The organism is Algoriphagus ornithinivorans, from assembly GCF_900115305.1.
GTDB classification, from domain to species: domain Bacteria; phylum Bacteroidota; class Bacteroidia; order Cytophagales; family Cyclobacteriaceae; genus Algoriphagus; species Algoriphagus ornithinivorans.
In genome coordinates, this window is record NZ_FOVW01000001.1 from 354,659 (window position 1) to 373,344 (window position 18,686).

The 18,686-nt window shown below is 39.1% G+C and carries 14 protein-coding genes; 8 read left to right on the plus strand and 6 right to left on the minus strand.

The annotated features are described in order from the left end of the window. Positions 1–2 precede the first annotated feature (2 nt). Both BM073_RS01540 and BM073_RS01545 read left to right on the plus strand, forming a co-directional pair. A complete protein-coding gene (locus BM073_RS01540; protein WP_091649312.1) occupies positions 3–2,711 on the plus strand; it encodes a DUF4184 family protein in 2,709 nt (902 codons plus the stop codon). Positions 2,712–2,938: 227 nt separating this feature from the next. Next, positions 2,939–3,478, plus strand: a complete 540-nt coding sequence (locus BM073_RS01545) for an SRPBCC family protein (RefSeq protein WP_091649315.1) — start codon at positions 2,939–2,941, stop codon at positions 3,476–3,478. Positions 3,479–3,530: 52 nt separating this feature from the next. Here BM073_RS01545 and BM073_RS01550 read toward each other — a convergent pair whose 3' ends face one another. Beyond that, entirely contained in the window at positions 3,531–4,379 is an 849-nt protein-coding gene (locus BM073_RS01550) for an N-acetylmuramoyl-L-alanine amidase-like domain-containing protein (protein ID WP_091649316.1), read from the minus strand. A 153-nt stretch (positions 4,380–4,532) separates the two neighbouring features. After that, on the minus strand, positions 4,533–6,701 hold the full coding sequence (locus BM073_RS01555) for a TonB-dependent receptor (protein WP_091649318.1): 2,169 nt from the start codon (positions 6,699–6,701) through the stop codon (positions 4,533–4,535). A 187-nt stretch (positions 6,702–6,888) separates the two neighbouring features. On the opposite strand from BM073_RS01555, the gene BM073_RS01560 reads away from it, so the two are divergent. Next, positions 6,889–7,380, plus strand: a complete 492-nt coding sequence (locus tag BM073_RS01560) for a ferritin-like domain-containing protein (protein ID WP_091649322.1) — start codon at positions 6,889–6,891, stop codon at positions 7,378–7,380. A gap of 291 nt (positions 7,381–7,671) precedes the next feature. On the opposite strand, the gene BM073_RS01570 is transcribed toward BM073_RS01560, so the two are convergent. Together BM073_RS01570 and BM073_RS01575 are read right to left on the minus strand one after the other, a co-directional pair. After that, positions 7,672–8,316, minus strand: a complete 645-nt coding sequence (locus tag BM073_RS01570) for an SDR family oxidoreductase (protein WP_091649326.1) — start codon at positions 8,314–8,316, stop codon at positions 7,672–7,674. Positions 8,317–8,440: 124 nt separating this feature from the next. Then, positions 8,441–9,340 (minus strand): hypothetical protein, encoded by a 900-nt coding sequence (locus BM073_RS01575; RefSeq protein ID WP_091649329.1) that lies wholly within the window; start codon positions 9,338–9,340, stop codon positions 8,441–8,443. A gap of 191 nt (positions 9,341–9,531) precedes the next feature. Between BM073_RS01575 and BM073_RS01580 the strand changes: the two genes are divergently transcribed. From BM073_RS01580 to BM073_RS01600, 5 genes are all read left to right on the plus strand, one after another. Further along, positions 9,532–9,945, plus strand: coding sequence for a hypothetical protein (locus tag BM073_RS01580; protein WP_139217418.1), 414 nt, complete (start codon positions 9,532–9,534; stop codon positions 9,943–9,945). Positions 9,946–10,108: 163 nt separating this feature from the next. Then, a complete protein-coding gene (locus BM073_RS01585) occupies positions 10,109–11,200 on the plus strand; it encodes an efflux RND transporter periplasmic adaptor subunit (protein ID WP_091649707.1) in 1,092 nt (363 codons plus the stop codon). 24 nt (positions 11,201–11,224) lie between these two features. Next, complete coding sequence (locus tag BM073_RS01590; protein WP_091649334.1) at positions 11,225–14,455, plus strand: efflux RND transporter permease subunit; 3,231 nt, start codon at positions 11,225–11,227, stop codon at positions 14,453–14,455. Beyond that, positions 14,442–15,875: a TolC family protein gene (locus BM073_RS01595; protein WP_217643082.1), complete on the plus strand. Its 1,434-nt coding sequence runs from the start codon at positions 14,442–14,444 to the stop codon at positions 15,873–15,875. Before BM073_RS01590 ends, BM073_RS01595 begins: the two co-directional genes overlap by 14 nt. 287 nt (positions 15,876–16,162) lie before the next feature. Further along, on the plus strand, positions 16,163–17,767 hold the full coding sequence (locus BM073_RS01600) for a transcriptional regulator (protein ID WP_091649339.1): 1,605 nt from the start codon (positions 16,163–16,165) through the stop codon (positions 17,765–17,767). Between the two features lie 34 nt (positions 17,768–17,801). On the opposite strand, the gene BM073_RS01605 is transcribed toward BM073_RS01600, so the two are convergent. Beyond that, on the minus strand, positions 17,802–17,996 hold the full coding sequence (locus BM073_RS01605) for a helix-turn-helix transcriptional regulator (RefSeq protein WP_091649342.1): 195 nt from the start codon (positions 17,994–17,996) through the stop codon (positions 17,802–17,804). Further along, entirely contained in the window at positions 17,993–18,385 is a 393-nt protein-coding gene (locus tag BM073_RS01610; RefSeq protein ID WP_245756343.1) for a hypothetical protein, read from the minus strand. Before BM073_RS01610 ends, BM073_RS01605 begins: the two co-directional genes overlap by 4 nt. Positions 18,386–18,686: the final 301 nt, after the last annotated feature.

An 18,686-nucleotide genomic window follows, 5' to 3' on the forward strand; every position in this document is an offset into this window, starting at 1 on the left:
TAATGCCTTTTACATTTTCACATTCAGCAGCAGTTTTACCAGGAGTATCCAAGAAGAGATTTTCTCAGACAGGATTAATTCTTGGCAGCATTGTTCCTGATTTGGAGTTTTATTTCAGCTTGAGACTCGATGAAAATATTGGGCATAAAATGATCGGAATATTCCTTTTGGATTTTCCTTTAGCCTTCCTTTTAGCTTTCATATTCCATCAGTGGGTGAAAATACCCTTGATGAATTCTAGTCCACTTTGGATACAGGAGCGAGTTCAGTCTTATTCTCAATTGGATTGGAAGTCGTATTTCCATACCAATAGCTGGAAAGTGATACTTTCTATCTTTTTGGGAATCGGGACTCATTTGTTTTTGGATGCCTTCACTCATGTGGATGGTTTCATGGTAAATCTGATTCCTGCTTTAGCTGCAGACCTCCATTTCGCATCAATTCAAATCCCAGTCTATGATTTCTTGCAGATCAGTCTGAGCGTGATCGGACTTGTGTTGGTGGCTATTGCATTTCTTAATTTAAAAAGGATTCCTGCTTCTCCTGAACGTCCTGAACTAGCTCAGGAATTTTGGGCACTGACATCCATGATCTCCTTGATCATTATATTGATCAGATGGTCACTATCTCCGGAATTCACTTCCTTCTGGGATGGATTTGTCATGCTGGTGGGGGCAATGTTTTATGCGATATTCCTTTCTTCCCTGATTTTGAAAAAATTGGGGTACAAGTTCTCAGGGAGTCACAGCAAGTTTCATAAACTTATCAATACCGGAAGTTTCAATCCAGGATTCAAAAGCAGAGCCTTTGCGGTAGAGGAGAATAAATTCCTTAGAATATTCAGCAAGGGTGTAATGAAGGTGAATAATTTCATTCACAAAGCCCAAATCATTATCACTGACTTTGCGAACATCCAGGTAATACCTGCTGGCCGGATTTTCAAGAAGATGGGGCAGAGATTCACGGAGCTTTTCAATATTGCTTCCTTTGGCTTCTCCTTCCAGTTCGATTTTAACGGCGGGTTTATCCAGACCCTCCACAGCAAATTCAGTAATCGTTACAGTCATGTTATTCAGAATTTAAGGGAATATATCAATAGTACTTTACTTCTAGTAGCAATTTCATTAATTATTTTCTTGATCCCTCTGGAGGCTAAAGCGCAGAATTCAGGTGTGGCTTTATCTCCTGAAAAGAGAGAAGCTCATATTCAAGCAGCTTCTAAACTGCGTTCTGAAGAACAATACTTTCAGGCTATCAGTCACTTGGATAGCATCCTGAATGCAAATCCCGTGGATGCTCAAATCTTATTATTCAAAGGGGATTTACTACTTCAAAGTCAACAATTTGCCGAGGCAGTTAATGTTTACAACAGCTTAATCCCCTTGGATTATGAGACTACTGTAGCAAGAGTAAACATGTCCTATGCTTTGTTTATGGATAAAAAGCCGGCAAAAGCATTGGAGGCTGCTAAAGAGGCATGGAAAAAAGATGCTGAAAATAAGTCTGCGATTGTCAATTATTTCAATGCTCAACTTTGGAACATCAAAACTCAATCTGCCGGTACTTTCCTTCAGGAAAATCAAAAACTTCTCTTGGATGATCAGATTTTGGTAATGAATGCCAGACTATGGACTACTTCCGGGAATTATAAAAAAGGACTTGCCTATTATGATAGCCTAGTTACCCGTTTTCCTCAGTCTTACTATATCCAAGAGTATGCAGAAGTTCTGATCGGAAAAAAGCAATGGGAGCAAGCAAATCAATTATTGGCACTAAGAAAAGATTCCCTTTCAGTTTCACAACAAGATAAACTGAATGATCTTCTCGACGCATCCAAAAAGCAAACTGCTGGAATTGAAGGAGGATATTTCGAAGATATTGCTGGAAATATTCGCATAGAACAAGCTGCTTTTTGGCAAAATGAGACAAACTCTGATTTGCAGGTAGGTTTGAGAGTTGGAGCCAGTCAGGTTTCTTCAGCGGAAGGGCAGAAGACCAAAGCGAATTTCTTTGCTTTAAACTTAGGTCATAGATGGACTCAGGCACTGGAAAGCAAAGCTGAGTTGGTAGGCCAGCAGATCAATCCCGACCAAGGAGAATCCTTTAGAGGAATAACCGGTAAGGTGGAGACAACATTCCAGCCGAACGACCGAAGAATGTTTGGACTTTACTATAGCTCTGATCTACTGAATTTTACGGCTGATCTTTTAGGAAAGAACATTAGAAGTAATAATCTGGGAGCACTCGCTCATGTCATGTTGGATGGGAAGACAGGAATATTTTCTCAGGGAAGCTATGGGATGCTAAATGACGGAAATACCAGAATTCAGTTTTTTGGATCCATTTATAGATTAATCAGAACTGAACCAACCTTAAAGACTGGTTTGAACTTCTCAGCTCTTTCATTCAGCGATTCAGAGACCAACCTGTATTTCGCTCCGGAGCAATTTATGAGTACCGAATTATTTGTGGATTACAGTAGTCCCATGCCTTTGATTTCTAAAGTGGCTTTGAAGATTCAGGCTGCAGCAGGAGTCCAGAAAATCAATGAATTGAATTGGGAGCCTACTTATAGAGCAAACGCAGAATTGAATTATAGAATCTCAGGGTTTGACCTGGGATTGAACGGGCAGTTTTCAAATGTGGCAGCTGCCTCTGGCACAGGGTACAGATTTCATGCTGTGACCTTGAAAGTCAACAAGAAATTTTGATAAAAAAGTGTAGTTGAAAAGTGGTTGTTGATCACCCCAGAAGTCCCGGACCTACCTTCATCTAATGATTGGTAGGCCGGGCTTCGCTTTTATAAACTCTCTAAATCAATATTCAATATTTTTTATTGTATAGTTCGGGAATATGCGATACAAAAAAATTTAATTTCGTTTAGTTATATTTTTTAAAGAGAAAAATATAAATTTAATAAGACCAAACACCTTGCACTATGAAAATCCTAAAGTATGTGGGACTTATAGTCCTAATTATTATTGCGATTCCCTTGATTTCTGCTCTTTTCATCTCAAGGGATTATGGAGTCGTTGAAAAGCTCATTATCGAAAGACCGATTGCCGAAGTTTACGAGTTTACCAAGTATCTGAAAAATCAGGATCAATTCAGCAAATGGGCGCTGATGGATCCAGATATGGAAAAGTATTATGAGGGTGAAGACGGAACGGTAGGTTTTGTTGCAGGATGGAAAAGTGAGAACCCTGATGTAGGCCATGGAGAGCAGGAGATTTTAGCAATCAAAGAGATGGAGAGGATAGACTATGAGCTAAGATTCATTGAGCCTTTTGAAAGTACAGACAAAGCTTATTTGGCTTATGAATCTCTAGGTCCTAATCAAACAGAGGTGACTTGGGGATTTGAGGGACACATGAGTTACCCCATGAATGTCATGATTCCCTTGATGAATATAGAAAATATGCTGGCTGATGATTTTCAAACTGGTTTATCCAACCTTAAAAAGATTATGGAGAAATAGGTTGAACAGTGATAAGAAATGAAAGCTCAAGTCCATGAAGGATTTGAGCTTTTTATTTTGAGAGCTCAACCAGTCTGCCTACCATGATTCCGGATTGAGTTCTATTTCCTTGAAGATAATCATGTAGGGGAAGCGTAGAGATTTCCACTTCTTTATTTTTGGAGCTGGCATGTAAAAGATGAATTCTTCCATTTTTTTCAATGGCAAAACCCACATGCACCATATCCAAATTGGGGATTGTAGTGGTGATGGCAATGATGTCTCCTGACTGAATTTTTTCTTCCACTGAGTGGATTTGGTCCTTGGGAATAAAATAATAAGACCTTTTTACTATTGCAGATTCTATTATGCGCAATTGATCAACATTTTCTTTTTGACTCAATTGGGGATAAAACTGTGGGTTTTCAGTCATAAATGAAGGCTTGTTGGTATAAGAAATCCCACCTATTGCCTGAGTCATATCCATGACAATTCCTTTTTGCTCATTGTCATGAATCCAATCTGAGAAATAATGAAGTCTACTGGTATAGCCTTTGTTTTCTCCCTGTCTGTATCGAATCTTCTTTAATTCCTCTTCAAAGTCCTTCATGCTGAATTTCCCCATTTGACTTATTCGGGTGAGCCCAAGGACAGTTTCCACAAATGTAGTGCAATCCACACCCATTAGATTGATAACCAATTGCTCAGGACCTGGAACCTCCAATGTTTTCTCCACATAGGGAGTTTTTAAAAAAGACTGACCTATCTCAATAGCTTGGAGATGGATTGGGTTGTTTGGGTTATTTTCTTGAGAGAGGTTTTCAAGTGTGCTTTCTAATTTTTTCCTGCTTTGAAGGTCGCAGACAGTCTGAGCAGAGAGTTTAAATGATAGAATGAAAAAAAGTATAAAAAAGCGTTTCATTAGGAAAAGAAGTTTAGAATTATTGAATTGACCAGATTTGAATAGGCACTGTGCATTGAAGGTACAAAGTATTTTTTTGACCACTTTTAATAGGAATTAGAATTTAGATCGACTTTGTGTTCCTTGAAATTCAAATAGCTCGTTTTCTATGACTTAAAGTGAAAGCTTAAAGCCCCCATTGATTACAAATCCATCTACAGGAGCATAAATGTCCCTGAATTGGGGATCACTGATATTTCCTGTGAAAATGGTGTCAAATCTGGTTTGTCGAGTATCTAAGAAGTTTTCGAAATTGAGAAATAAGGAAAAGGATTCTCCCAATTTTTTTTCTGTCATCAGTCCCATAATCCAAAATGATTTGCCTGTTTCACCATCGTTCAAAAGCTGTGGACTGTAGTAATAAGCTTCCAATCCTATCCAAAAATTATCATGCTTCTCATACATCAACACATTATTCAGTCTATGCTTGGCTACTAGGGGATAGGGGCTGCTTTGATTTTGGAAGCTCTGGATTACATCTGCAAAGGTATAACCCGTAAATAGCTTCAAATCCTTGTAATTCCATTTTAAATTCAGCTCCAGACCTTGGGTTCGGAAGTAGCCGCCATTTTGTTGAAATTCGAATACAGCGCCATTTCTGACTAGCAATAATGGGTCTTGAATTCGGGTATAAAATAGCAAGCTGTTCATCACCAGGGATAGTTCTTCACCTAATGAAACCTTGTAGTTAATATCAAAATTTGCTCCTCCAGACCTTTCAGCTTCCAGTTCCCTTGGATTAATTGGAAGAATATTTCTGAATTGGAGACGCTCAGCATCTTCCGTAAAGACTGTCGGGGACTTGTAACCTAATCCTCCTCCTAAGCGAAAAGTCCATGCATTTGAGGGTTCGTACATGAATGAAATCTTTGGAAGGGGAAAAACGCCATAGTCTTTTTGATAATCCAATCTGAACCCGGATTCAATGGTCCATTTTTCAGATGTATTCCAAATGTTCTGAACAAATGCCCCTACAGTATTTAGCGTGTAATCGAGATTTTGATTCAAATTCCCTTGCTGTTGTGTGAAACGGTCTGTCCAGAGGTTTAGACCGGTAATCCATTCAGTTTTAGAGTTGGCAGTGCTAAGATTGATCTCGCTGAAGGATAGCATTTGCCTCCCGGAAAATTGATAATCTGGAATGAAAATGCTCCTATCATAAAAGCTAAAAGTGTTTTTAAAAGTTAGCCTGGAGTTATCAGCGAATTGATTAAAATATTTCAGTTCGGTGGATATTCTTTCAGTCTGATTTTCTTCGAAATAAGGGTTTGCTACAGATTCGCCTTGGATAAAGTCTACATTTCCACCCAGTCGTTTCTCAGTCATCAAATTCAGTCCGGCTACGATTTCAGACTGTTCATTGACCTCCCAAAATAATTTTGGATTGAGCGTAAATCTATCAAATTTCGGAATTGCTGTCAGGCCAATATCTGCAGGATCATAGGCTGTACCCTTGTTGTAAGAAGTGAAAATAGTGGTCCCGAATTTTTCACCTTTGGCCGAATAAAAGGCGCTTGCATCCAGGCCAAGCGCAGAGGTTCCATTCAGCATCAAAGAAAGTTCTGGACTCTCTCCTGGGGTTTTTGAAATTAGGTTCACTAGCCCGGCAATAGCTCCTCCTCCGTAAAGGGTGGAAGCAGATCCTTTGATGACTTCCACCTGTGCCAAGTCCAAAGGCGCAATTTGCATAAGACTCAAGCCTCCGGAATAGCCTGAATAAAGCGGTAATCCATCTCTCAGCAGTTGGGTGTATTTTCCGTCCAAACCTTGGATCCGTATGCTGGAATTATAGCTGGTGGCAGATGTTTGCTGGGTTTGTATACCTGTACTTTCATTGAGAAGCATACGAATATCTCCGGGTTTCATATTGCCCTTTTCAGACAGTTCTTCGCCGGCGATAATCTCTACCCGGGTGGGTACATCTTCTATTACTCTACTGCTACGATTAGACTGAACGACCAATTCCTCCAGTTCTTCATCTGCATGTTTGAGGAAAAATATTTCCGGAGCATTTCCTGCCTCCAGTGGAATTGATCGCTTGATTTGGATGGGTTGGTAACCTAAAAATCTGATTTCAAGTAAATAGGTGCCATCAGGAATATTGTCAATCTGAACCATCCCGGACTCATCTGAAATGTCTCCAATCCCTAAGGATAGAATTGAAATACTTGCTCCAGGGAGAGGGGCTTTTGTTTCGTAGTCTTTGATTTGAGCTCTAAAGCTATGTTGCGCCAGTGCCTGAGTTATGCAGAAAAAAGTAATAGCTAGGGTTAGTAGTTTCATGCTTCAAATGTATCAATCCTGAGCCTGAGAAAATTGAATTTTTCCAAAAAGGGAGAAAATTAACTCTGATCAGTCTACCGCTAAGAGTGAAGGATAATTTGACGGAATTTTATATGTTATAACTAATTTTCTTAAACATTTTAGGTGTAAAAGGCTTTAATAAGTAAACCAACGTATTGATTTTAACATGAAAAGATTCACATTTTTATTTGTTTTTATGATGGCATGGGTGCTGGAAGTCAACGGACAAACAGCCACTACTGTTAAACTTCAGGAAACTTTGGAAGACCTGGTTAGCCTAGATAGATTGGTGAGACAGGTTCACTGGAATGCACGAGGAACTGCTGCCTATTCCTTACACGAGCTAACAGGCGAGTTTCATGCGGAACTGGATTCACAGCAGGATATTTTCGCTGAGCAACTTTCAATATTGGGTGTTGATCCTGTAGTCTCTTTTGAGAAGTTGACCCAAAACGTACACGCAGTTCCCAATGCCAATCAAAAGCATATGAGAAAAGCCGGAATTGATTTATTGATTAAGCACTACCAACAAATGATTAATCAAGTCAAGGAAAGAATGAAAGGAATTGATGATCTGGTGGTTGAAGATCATTTTATCGGCTTAAGAGCCATGCTGGAATTACAGCAATGGAAACTGAAACTGGAACAAGAGATTTAAAAAAAAGCTGCCATTTGGCAGCTTTTTTTATGTTTAATTCTCAATGGTCACTATCAATTTTTAAATAAAAAATTATGGGTATCCTCTTTCTTTCCAATATTAACAAAAATACGGCTTATTGTCTGCTAAAAGGATCAGAATCCGGAAGCTTCGGTCTTCGGTCTTCCAACCAGCCAAGCAAAGAAAATAAGGTAACTGGCGCGATTGCGGATAATCAGATAACAAATAACTCAATAACTAATACCTATTCACTAATAACAAATAACTATTCACAAATAACTAACCCCTGTTTTATAGATTCTCAATAGCCTCCAGAATCGGCTGCTCACCTTCTAAAATTTCAAAAGAAGAATTATTTGCTACCTCGAGGCTTAAAGCATGAATCATTGTTTCAGCCACATCTTCTCTGGAAATCTTTCCTCTTTTATTGAGAGCATAAGCCGCTTGAATTTTTCCCTTTCCAGCATCATCGGTTAAACCACCAGGCCTGACTATGCTGTAGGAGATACCGGATTTTTTCAAATACTCATCTGCCTCATGCTTTGCCTCCAAATAAAAATGAATAGGGGAGTCCGGGTCAGGATTACCGGCACCCATAGAGCTCAGCATCACATATTTTTCAATTCCGTTTTCTAGAGCTAAATCCACACTTTTTTTAGCGCCTTCCTGATCTACTGCAATGGTTTTATCTTTTCCTGTTGAAGAACCTGAACCTGCTGCGAATACCACAAAGTTCATGTCCTTGTAGGCACTGGAAAAGTCCTTCTCCAAATCTCCCATTACTGTAGGAACTCCCAGTTTTTCAAAAAACTCCTTCTGAGATTCTTTTCGGATCATGGCTGTTGGCTGATAGTCCTGTGAGTTTGCTAATTTTTCGCAAATCAGCCTTCCTGTAATTCCATTAGCTCCGATAATTAATACATTCTTTTTTGGCATGTTAAAAAGGTTTAAGATTAGAAAATTGGTTTTATAGGATTTTATCTGCTTGAACAGAATTAGCTTAAAAGCGAAAACCCCAAAAGCTTAAATACATTTACTAAACCTACAAGAAGAGGAAAAGTTACTTTTTTTCGTTCTGATAGGCTTTTTCATATTGATTGTGAATCACCATGATCACCAGGCCAAAACAAATAGCTGCCAGAATCAGAAAATTATTCATCAATCCTTCCACAGAAAAAGAAAGGCGAATCAATATGGTCGACACGATGAAACCGGAGTTTCTCATGACTTTGTGAAACTCATCCGTATAATAAAAAGAGGCCAGTAGAAGTATGACATCTACTATAATCAATATCATAAAGAATTCGTCAAAAAATATGGCATTGATATTTTTGAATGAAGTGCCCAAACTGCTTTCAGGGAATAAAATATAAGTACTCCAGCTTCCCAAGGTATAAATCGCAATGCCCAATAAAATAGGAACCAAAATGGTTGCAGTTAATTTCTTGAATTGAATGAAAGCTTTCAGTTCTGCTGATGGGGCTGTTTTGACACCTTCCGTTTCTTGCTTTTTACTGTTTTTGTAAAAGAGCAAAAGCAAAAAGAACAGAGCTACCGATGTCAGAAGGTCATAGGTGAATTGCAGATCATCTTTGATTTGAAACCAATCGGAAGAAAGCTCCAAAGTGGCTAGGTCCTTAAATAGCCTACGGATTATGATGAGAGAAATAATCTCATACTGTTTGCCGATGTAGGTAGTGAATGACTTGGGTAAAAAATAGACGAGTAGATAAACTTCATAGACCAGAATAAAGGAGAAAGGGGTATAAATCGCTGAGATTGGATTCTCGAAGAGCTCGGACTCAACTTCATAAAATCCTAAATCTGCCAAAAAAATTAAGATTAAATGGATGATAAAACTTCCAATAGCTATTCCTAAAATCCAACCTTCCCCTTTAGCCTTAGTCTTTTCAGAAAGTAGCTTGGTGTATAGACTATGAAAAAAACTTGGTATTCGCATGTATGAAGGTTTTATGCCATTGACATAGACTTAATACGAAACTGGATGAATTGTTTAATAGTTTGACATTAAGCAGATTGACAATTGATCATGGTCCTTCTCAAAATGAATATGCGATTTTATAATTTCGAGAAAATAACTGTTTGCTTTCTTGCTAATCAAAATAACTCCCGATAGCTTTACCTCTTGTAATGAATAAGATGCTCCGATTTTTATTGGCCTTCGTAATTTTCCTATCCCTCGGAATAGGTCAAGTTGCATCTATATTTCTTATTCCCGAGCATCAGGAATATTCCTATATTGAGGAAGGAGTTCAATTGGATGAACCCATACTTCCTTTGTCAGATCAGGCCATTTGGTTGGTACCTGATTCTTCCATAGAAAGAGGAAGTTTAAATCTGACTTCTGAGACAGTGGAAGAAGAAACGGAGGATAAAAACTCCCATTTCTTTTTACTGATTCAAGTTGCTCTTTCTTCTCTTTTCTTTTTCTTATTAATCGGAAGCTTCCGAGCTTATTTGACCAAGTTCTTGTTGTTTAATAAGAACTTCTCATTCACCCTTCCTTGTAGAATACACCTGTCAAACAGTGTTTTGACGATATAGGATTTTTCGTCAATTGAGCAAACCTTGCTCAATTAGAGCATACCTCTATTGGAAATCAGAAACAATAAACCCTTGTGTCATTCCTTGGCATTGACTTGGGCTTAGTCTCATGTTTATGCGCGGAGTGGAATTTCCATCACTCAATTACTTACGAAAAATCATCATGAATAATCATAGATTAACTTTGATTGTGGGCTTGTTTGCGCTTTTATTTCAAACAGCCTGCGATTCACATCATCAATCCAAAGAAGAAGAATCAACTTTTTTGGTTACCAGTCCTATTATAAAGGACACAGTTATTTACAAAGAATATGTCAGCCAAATTCATTCTATACAGCATATAGAATTAAGAGCTTTAGAAAGAGGTTACCTTCAAAATATTTATGTAGATGAAGGTCAATTTGTAAAAAAAGGGCAATTGATGTTCCGCATCATGCCATCTATCTACAAAGCTGAAGCACAACGTGCGAAGGCCGAGGCTAATTTTGCAGAAATTGAATATCTCAATACTAAAAGCCTGGCAGATAATAATGTGGTTTCAACCAATGAGTTGGCCTTGGCACAGGCAAAATTTGAAAAAGCAAAAGCAGAACTGAATCTGGCTGAAACACATCTTGGATTTACAGAGATTAGAGCTCCATTTGATGGCATTATGGGGCGTTTTCTGGTAAGACAGGGTAGTTTACTGGATGAAGGAGAGCTCCTGACCACACTATCAGACAACAATCAGATGTGGGTTTATTTCAATGTGCCTGAAGCCGAATATCTCAATTATGTTTCCTCTAATACGCTGGAAAAGTTACCCAATGTGATTTTGCAGATGGCTAACAACAAGGAGTTTGAGGAAAAAGGAAAAATTGAAACTATTGAGGCAGATTTCAATAATGAAACAGGAAATATTGCCTTCCGGGCTACTTTCCCGAATTCCAAGAAAATCCTTAGACATGGAGAAACAGGGAATATCAAAATGCCTGTTATTTATGAGGATGCCTTAATAATACCCCAAAAGGCTACTTTCGAAATTTTGGATAAAAAGTTTGTTTTTGTTGTGGATCAGGATGGTCTGGTTAATTCCAAACAAATAAGGATTTTGACCGAGCTACCTCATCTTTATATCATTGCTCCGGATTTAGGGGAAGATGATAAAATTCTGATCGAAGGGCTCCGAAAAGTAGAGAACAAACAGCGGATCAAATTTGATTTCGTCCATCAGGAGAAGGTTCTAGCCGAGCTAAACGGATTACATGCTGAGTAAAGCAAAAATTTAATCACAGGTAAAATGTTTAGCAAATTTATACAGAGACCGGTATTGGCGATAGCCATATCGCTCGCCATCGTATTTCTGGGTATTCTGGCCATCGCTACCAGACCCATTTCCCAGTTTCCTGAAATTGCACCTCCCCGGGTAAATATATTCATCGCCTATCCAGGATCAAGTGCAGATGTTTTGGTTCAGTCTACGCTTATCCCCTTGGAAAGAGCGATCAATGGAGTTCAGGGTATGCAATATCTGATTTCGGATGCTACCAGTGCCGGAGAGGCAACTATTCAGATTGTTTTTGAACCCGGAACTGATCCCAATGCGGCTGTAGTCAATGTCAAAACGAGGGTGGACCAAGTAATGAATAATCTCCCGCCTTTAGTGCAGCGGGAAGGAGTAATTATTACCCCTATTCAGCCAAGTATGCTGATGTATGTAAACCTTTTCAGTACAGATAAAAATGCCGACGAGAAGTTTTTGTACAACTATGCCAATGTGCACATACTACCAGAACTGCAAAGAATCAGCGGCATGGGTAGGGCTCAAATCCTAGGAAGTAGACAATATGCAATGAGGGTTTGGCTTAAGCCTGACCGAATGAGAGCTTACAATATTTCTACCGAAGAGGTATTGGCCTCCATAGATGAGCAAAGTGTGATCGGTAGACCGGGCCGCTTGGGTCAAGCATCCGGAAAAACGGCTCAATCTCTGGAATATGTTCTAACCTATAAAGGCAGATTCAATAAACCTGAGGAATACGAAGAGATTATTGTAAAAGCGAATCCTGAAGGCGAAATCATCAAACTGAAGGATATAGCCGAAGTAGAGCTTGGCAGTGAGTTTTTCGATATCTATTCCAATAAGGATGGTTACCCAGCTGCCTCCATCGTATTAAAGCAAAATATCGGAAGTAATGCCAGCAAAGTTATTGAGCAGGTGAAAAGCAAACTGGAGGAAATGGAATCTGACTTTCCTCCGGGGATGAGCTATGAGATTAATTATGATGTGTCCAAATTTGTTAATGCATCCATTGATAAAGTGATGCATACCCTGGTGGAGGCCTTCATATTGGTTGCCTTGGTAGTCTTTTTATTCTTGGGGGACTGGAGGTCCACCTTGATTCCAGCAATTGCAGTTCCCGTTTCCCTGATCGGAGCCTTTGTGTTTATGCAGCTTTTTGGTTTGACGATTAATTTGATCACCCTTTTTGCATTGGTATTGGCTATCGGAATTGTGGTTGATGATGCCATCGTTGTAGTGGAGGCGGTACATGCGAAAATGGAAGAAGAACACCTATCTCCCTACAAGGCTGTGAAAAAAGTGTTGGGAGAAATCAGCGGTGCAATCATTGCCATCACCCTCATCATGACTGCGGTATTCGTGCCAGTGGCCTTTATGACTGGACCGGTAGGTGTCTTTTATAGGCAGTTTTCCATTACCATGGCCAGCTCCATTGTGCTATCAGGTGTGGTTGCTTTGACTCTAACTCCGGTTTTATGCGCGATGATCTTAAAAAACAATCATGGCAAAGCAAGAAGAAAATCTCCTGTTGATCGCTTCTTGGATTGGTTCAATAGAAAATTTGAAAAACTTACCGGAAGATACGTTTCATTACTTCGCCTGATTGTGAATAGGAGAGTTGTGACTTGGGGAATTCTAATAGCATTTGGATTGGGAATTTTTGCAGTCAATGAAAAACTTCCTTCTGGATTCATCCCTAATGAGGATCAGGGGATGATTTATGCCATTATTCAAACTCCTCCGGGATCTACCTTGGAGAGAACCAATGAGGTTTCCAGAAAGCTTCAGGAAATTGCAGAAGAGGTGGATGGAATTCAATCTGTTTCCTCATTGGCAGGATATGAAATCTTAACCGAGGGAAGAGGTTCCAATGCAGGTACTTGTTTGATCAACTTGAAAGATTGGTCTCAGAGACATCATTCTGTTAGGGAAATTATTCATGAACTGGAAGAGAAAACCAAAGATTTGGGAGCTGTAATCGAATATTTCGAACCGCCTGCTGTTCCCGGATACGGTTCATCTGATGGTTTTTCTCTGAGAATGCTAGACAAAAACAGCACGGTGGATTATCAAGAGTTTGATCAGGTTAATACGGAGTTTATGACAGAATTGAAAAAAAGGCCTGAGCTCTCAGGGCTCTTCACTTTTTTTGCTGCCAATTATCCTCAGTATGAGCTGATTATTGATAATGAATTAGCCATGCAAAAGGGAGTGTCAATAGGTAAGGCCATGGAAAACCTTGATGTTTTGATTGGTAGTACCTATGAACAGGGATTTATCCGTTTTGGAAATTTCTTCAAGGTATATACCCAATCAGCTCCTGAGTACAGAAAGTTTCCCAGTGATATTCTGAATCTTTTCATCAAGAGCGAGCATGGAGAAATGGTGCCTTACTCAGCCTTTATGAAAATGGAGAAAAAGCAAGGACCTAATGAGATCACTCGATTCAACCTCTATACTTCTTCCTCTATCAAGGGAGTTCCTGCTCCAGGATACACCAGTGGGGATGCGATACAGGCCATTCAGGAAGTGGCGGAAAAAACTCTGCCAAATGGGTATGATATAGCTTGGGAAGGACTTTCCTACGATGAGGCTAGAAGAGGAAATGAAGCACTCTATATTTTTATTGTAGTACTGATTTTCGTGTACTTGGTATTAGCAGCGCAGTACGAAAGCTTCATAATTCCTTTGGCTGTAATATTCTCCCTTCCTGTGGGGGTATTTGGATCTTTCTTACTCCTGAAAATGATGGGTTTGGCGAATGATATTTATGCACAGATTGGCCTTATCATGCTAGTGGGCTTGCTAGGTAAAAATGCCGTCTTGATAGTGGAGTTTGCGGTGCAGAAGCATCAACAGGGATCATCGGTTTTAGAAGCGGCGATAGAAGGCGCTAAAGTCAGGTTTAGACCTATTTTGATGACCTCCTTTGCCTTTATAGCAGGTCTGATTCCTTTGGTGATAGCTACCGGTCCTGGAGCTATCGGAAATAGGACAATCGGCTCCTCCGCCATGGGAGGGATGTTGTTTGGGACAATTTTCGGGGTGCTCATTGTACCCGGACTCTACTTCTTATTTGGCAGCTTGGCCGAAGGTAGAAAGCTAATCCGGGATGAGGATGAAAACCCATTGAGTGAGGATTTTGTGGGTTCTGGAACACGCAACTCTATGCTGAAGAAAATCAAAAAATTACTGTCTAAAAACAATGTCAATCATGAAGAAGTCTAATTTCATTCAATTGTGGGCAGTCGTTTTTGTACTGCTCCTGAGTTTTGCCTGCAAAGTTCCGGAAGCAGCTTTGAGGCAAGAAAATAAGGAACTTCCTCTTGCTTACAATGCATCAGGAGACTCCATCAATTCAGCTCAAATTCCATGGAGATCTTTTTTTGAGGACCCCAATCTGAAAGCTTTGATCGATTCTGCTTTAAGCAGAAATCAGGAGTTGAATATTTTCCTGCAGGAAATTCAAATCGCCAATAATGAGATAAAGGCCAGAAAAGGAGAGTATCTCCCATTCGTCTCAATTCAAGGGGGAGCAGGTGTGGATAAAGTGGGCAGATATACCCGTTTTGGTGCACTGGAAGCTACGACCGAAATCAAAGATGGGAAAGAGTTTCCAGAGCCATTTACAGATTTGATGGTAGGAGCTTTTGCTTCTTGGGAATTGGATGTTTGGAAAAAACTCAGGAATTCCAAAAAGTCAGCTGTCTTTGAATATTTAGCAACTGTGGAAGGGAGAAATTTCCTGATTACCAATTTGGTGTCTGAAATCGCCAGTTCTTATTATGAATTGATGGCTTTGGATAATCAACTGGAAATAATCAGACAGACCATAGAAATCCAGAAAAATGCCTATGAGACTGTCAAACTTCAAAAAGAAGCTGCAAAGGCCACAGAATTGGCGGTAAAGAGGTTTGAAGCCGAATTGGCTAAAAACAGAAGTTTGATTTACGCTATTCAACAGGAAATCACAGAAACTGAAAACCGGATTAATTTCTTAACAGGTAGATTTCCTCAGCCCATTCGGAGAAGTTCAGCTTCGTTTTCCGAGTCCAGTCCTAAGCTGGTGCAGGCTGGGATTCCTTCTCAGTTATTGATCAATAGACCGGATATCAGGCAGGCTGAACTGGAATTAGCTGCAGCCAAATTGGACGTGAAAGTAGCGAGAGCCAATTTCTATCCTTCTTTCAGAATAACAGCAGGTATGGGTTTTCAAGCCTTCAATACCAGGTATTTACTGACAAGTCCCGAGTCCATGCTTTACGGATTAGCGGGTGATTTGATGGCTCCTTTAGTCAATAGAAATGCTATCAAAGCTCAATACCAAACTGCAAATTCAAAGCAACTACAAGCAGTCTACGAATACGAGCAGCGTATTTTAAATGGATATTACGAGGTCTCCAATCAGATAGCAAAAATTTCCAATTTGGAGCAAAGTGCCAATTTGAAAGCCAGTCAGGTACAAGCTTTAACGGAGTCCATAGCAATTTCTTCTAGCCTTTTCCGATCAGCTAGGGCGGATTATATGGAGGTGCTGCTCACTCAACGAGACGCATTGGAGTCCAAAATGGAATTGATTGAAACCAAAGCCCAGCAAATGAATGCTATGGTGCATTTATATCAGGCTCTGGGTGGAGGATGGAATTAGGTTGATAAAGATGCTTGGCGAAAGCATAACTGAGTGATGATTTATTCTTAATTCAAAAACCGTCCTGCAGCGTTGTGGGATGGTTTTTCTTTTTTTATTACTCTGCAAAAATCTTTCTCCCTATGACTTAGCCAGTTGATTGATAAGTTGTGAAAAAACATTTTTGAGCATAGAAATTGTTTGATTCCGCTTTGCCTAGGAAATTTAGAAAGTCCGGGTATCAATTAAGCTAAATATTTAAATTGAATCGAATTTGTAATTCCAAACACCCTTGATTTTTAATCGGAATGAGTAAAGTTTTTATTCTTCTACAATCAACCTATCAAATAATTACTGTCATCAGTATCATTATTTCTTTGGGCTTTTTGATTAAGCTAAGGATGGTTCGGAAGCGATCTTCATTTAAGACCAAGCTGGAACTTCTGATTTTTGCGGTCATATTTCTTCAGTCCTTTGAGTTGCTCTGCAGGGTGGCAACTGAAGAAGCCATCATCAATCAATTTCATGATTTCTTTTATTTTTTCATCCTGTTTGTAGGTTATCTCTGCTATGATTTGGTTTATGCGCTGCTCTATAAAAACTCCGCTATTTACAACACGCTCAAAGTATCCTTGATCGTGGGGACAGTTCTTATAGCATTTTTATGTGTGAAATACGATGTGAAGGATTACTATATCTATACTGATTCTTACGGTTTTGTGACTGATTTTGAGGGCAATCCCATGGCGAAAATCTCTAGATTATGGATAGGAGTGGGCTTTCTTCTGGCGGTTTACATGTTTTACCAGGAATTTCTAAAGAAACCCCACTTAAAGCAGGATTTTAGAAATTTTTTCATTGGCTTGGTGATCACAGGAAGCCTGGGATTTGTCGGACAAATTGTGCTCCCATTGCTTGTCGGGTTTGAGATTCCCATGATCTCTATTTCAGTTCCTATTTTCATTTACTTTTCCTATTCCCTGCTTTCTAATAATATCCTGGTAAAGCTCAACCTCAGAGAATCTTCCAGTACCATTTTTGATTCCATCAATGCCTATATCTCTTTCATTGATAAGGATTATTCTATTTTATATTTCAACAAAAACTTCGCTTCTCTATTTGGTGGGGTGACTGTAGGAGATTCCTTGAATCAGAAAGAAGAGTTTGGGGCCTTGATTTCTGAATTGGAAGAAAATCAGGGGCCTCAATTCAACGTGGTCCATTTGGCAGTGGATGAAGTTCATTTGGGAATAAGGATTTCTCCTATTTATGAAAAAAGGCAATTAAAAGGATACTTTCTGTTCGGGATCAATGTGTCCCATATGGTGGATCAGTTTAATAAATCCAAGGTATCCTTACAGCAACTGTTGGAGTTCAGCAAAAACCAGAAATCCTATATTTTGGAATATTATCCTTCCAAAAAACTTTTCCAGATCAGTTCAAGGCTCTCTGTTTATCTGAACCTCGGTATGGATACGCTAGCCCCTCAAAGTCTGCTATTTTATCTCCGAAAGCACCTAGCTTTTTCAGATTTGCAGAAGCTGGTTACCTTTCTTCGGACTCCTGATTTTTCTAAAGATTTTAAAATCACTTTCAAGGATGAAAATTCAGGCCAATATGACTTTAGGATTACTTCTTATGAGAATGAGTTCAGCAAGCATTTAGTCTTCTTTTTATTGGAAGAAAATCAATGCGAGGAAATGAAAAATTGGTATCAACAGGATGTTTCCTGGATCATTTCCCACATTTTCAGAAAAAATGTTGCAAATGCCTTGGGGCTATTGGATTATCTCAAAGAAAATGATGAGCTCAATTCCAACCCTGTATATACCGACAAGGAATTGATCAAGCTCATCAATAAGGAGATTGAAGAATTGGATAATAATTTAATCGCTTATTCGAGGTTGAAATAAAGGCCTTCAAAATTCCACCCACGAATAGCCGAATCTATTCCTCATAGTGAAATATTTCCTCAATGGAGAGTTCAAATAGCTTGGATAGCTTGAAGGCAGTTGGCAAACTGGGGTCAAACTTTTCTTTTTCTATCGCATTGATCGTCTGTCTGGAAACCCCAATAATTTCAGCCAAATCCTCTTGAGTCATATTTTTAACGACTCTTAATTCCCGGATACGATTTTTCATAGATACCGCTTTCTATTGATCACCAAAGCAATCATGTAAGTGATACCAATAAACATGACCAGATATCCTATCTCAGCATCAAAAGGGATGATATCCTTTTGGTCTAAAAGTGAAAATGTCAGTCCTACTACAACTGCCAAACCCAGAGTGATTCCCATGGCTTCCAAATGAATTTTGCGTTCGAGTTCATCAAAATGATTGAATAAATCCCTGTTCGCTAAAATCATTAATACTCCATTTGCGAGGTTGACTACAATGGCAAAAGGAGTGAGGAAGGGGTGATTATCCCAGATAAACTCAGGTCCGAAGGTGGCGATAGCCATAGTTGCTACCCAGGTCCAAGTCCAAATTGCCAGTTTTTTGACTCGTTTGTTTCTTTCAAGTTTCATTGATTCCATGATTTTTATGTAAAGTTGACTTTACAAATGTAAAGTAAGTTTTACAAAAGTCAAGTTTTATTTACATTTAATTTATGATCTTTAGCGAATTACTTCTTTTGAAACCGATAATTTCCTTCTTAGAAGTTATTAGATGATGACTTTATTAAAGATTAATTGAAAGAAGTAGAGTAGATTTTGACAATGTGGCAGGCGACCCACAGAACTGAGGATGAGAAGATAAGAGCTCAGTTGGACCTTGGTTATTCCCTAGAAAATAAGCTACATTAGAAGTTTCTCTTAAGAAAAAGTA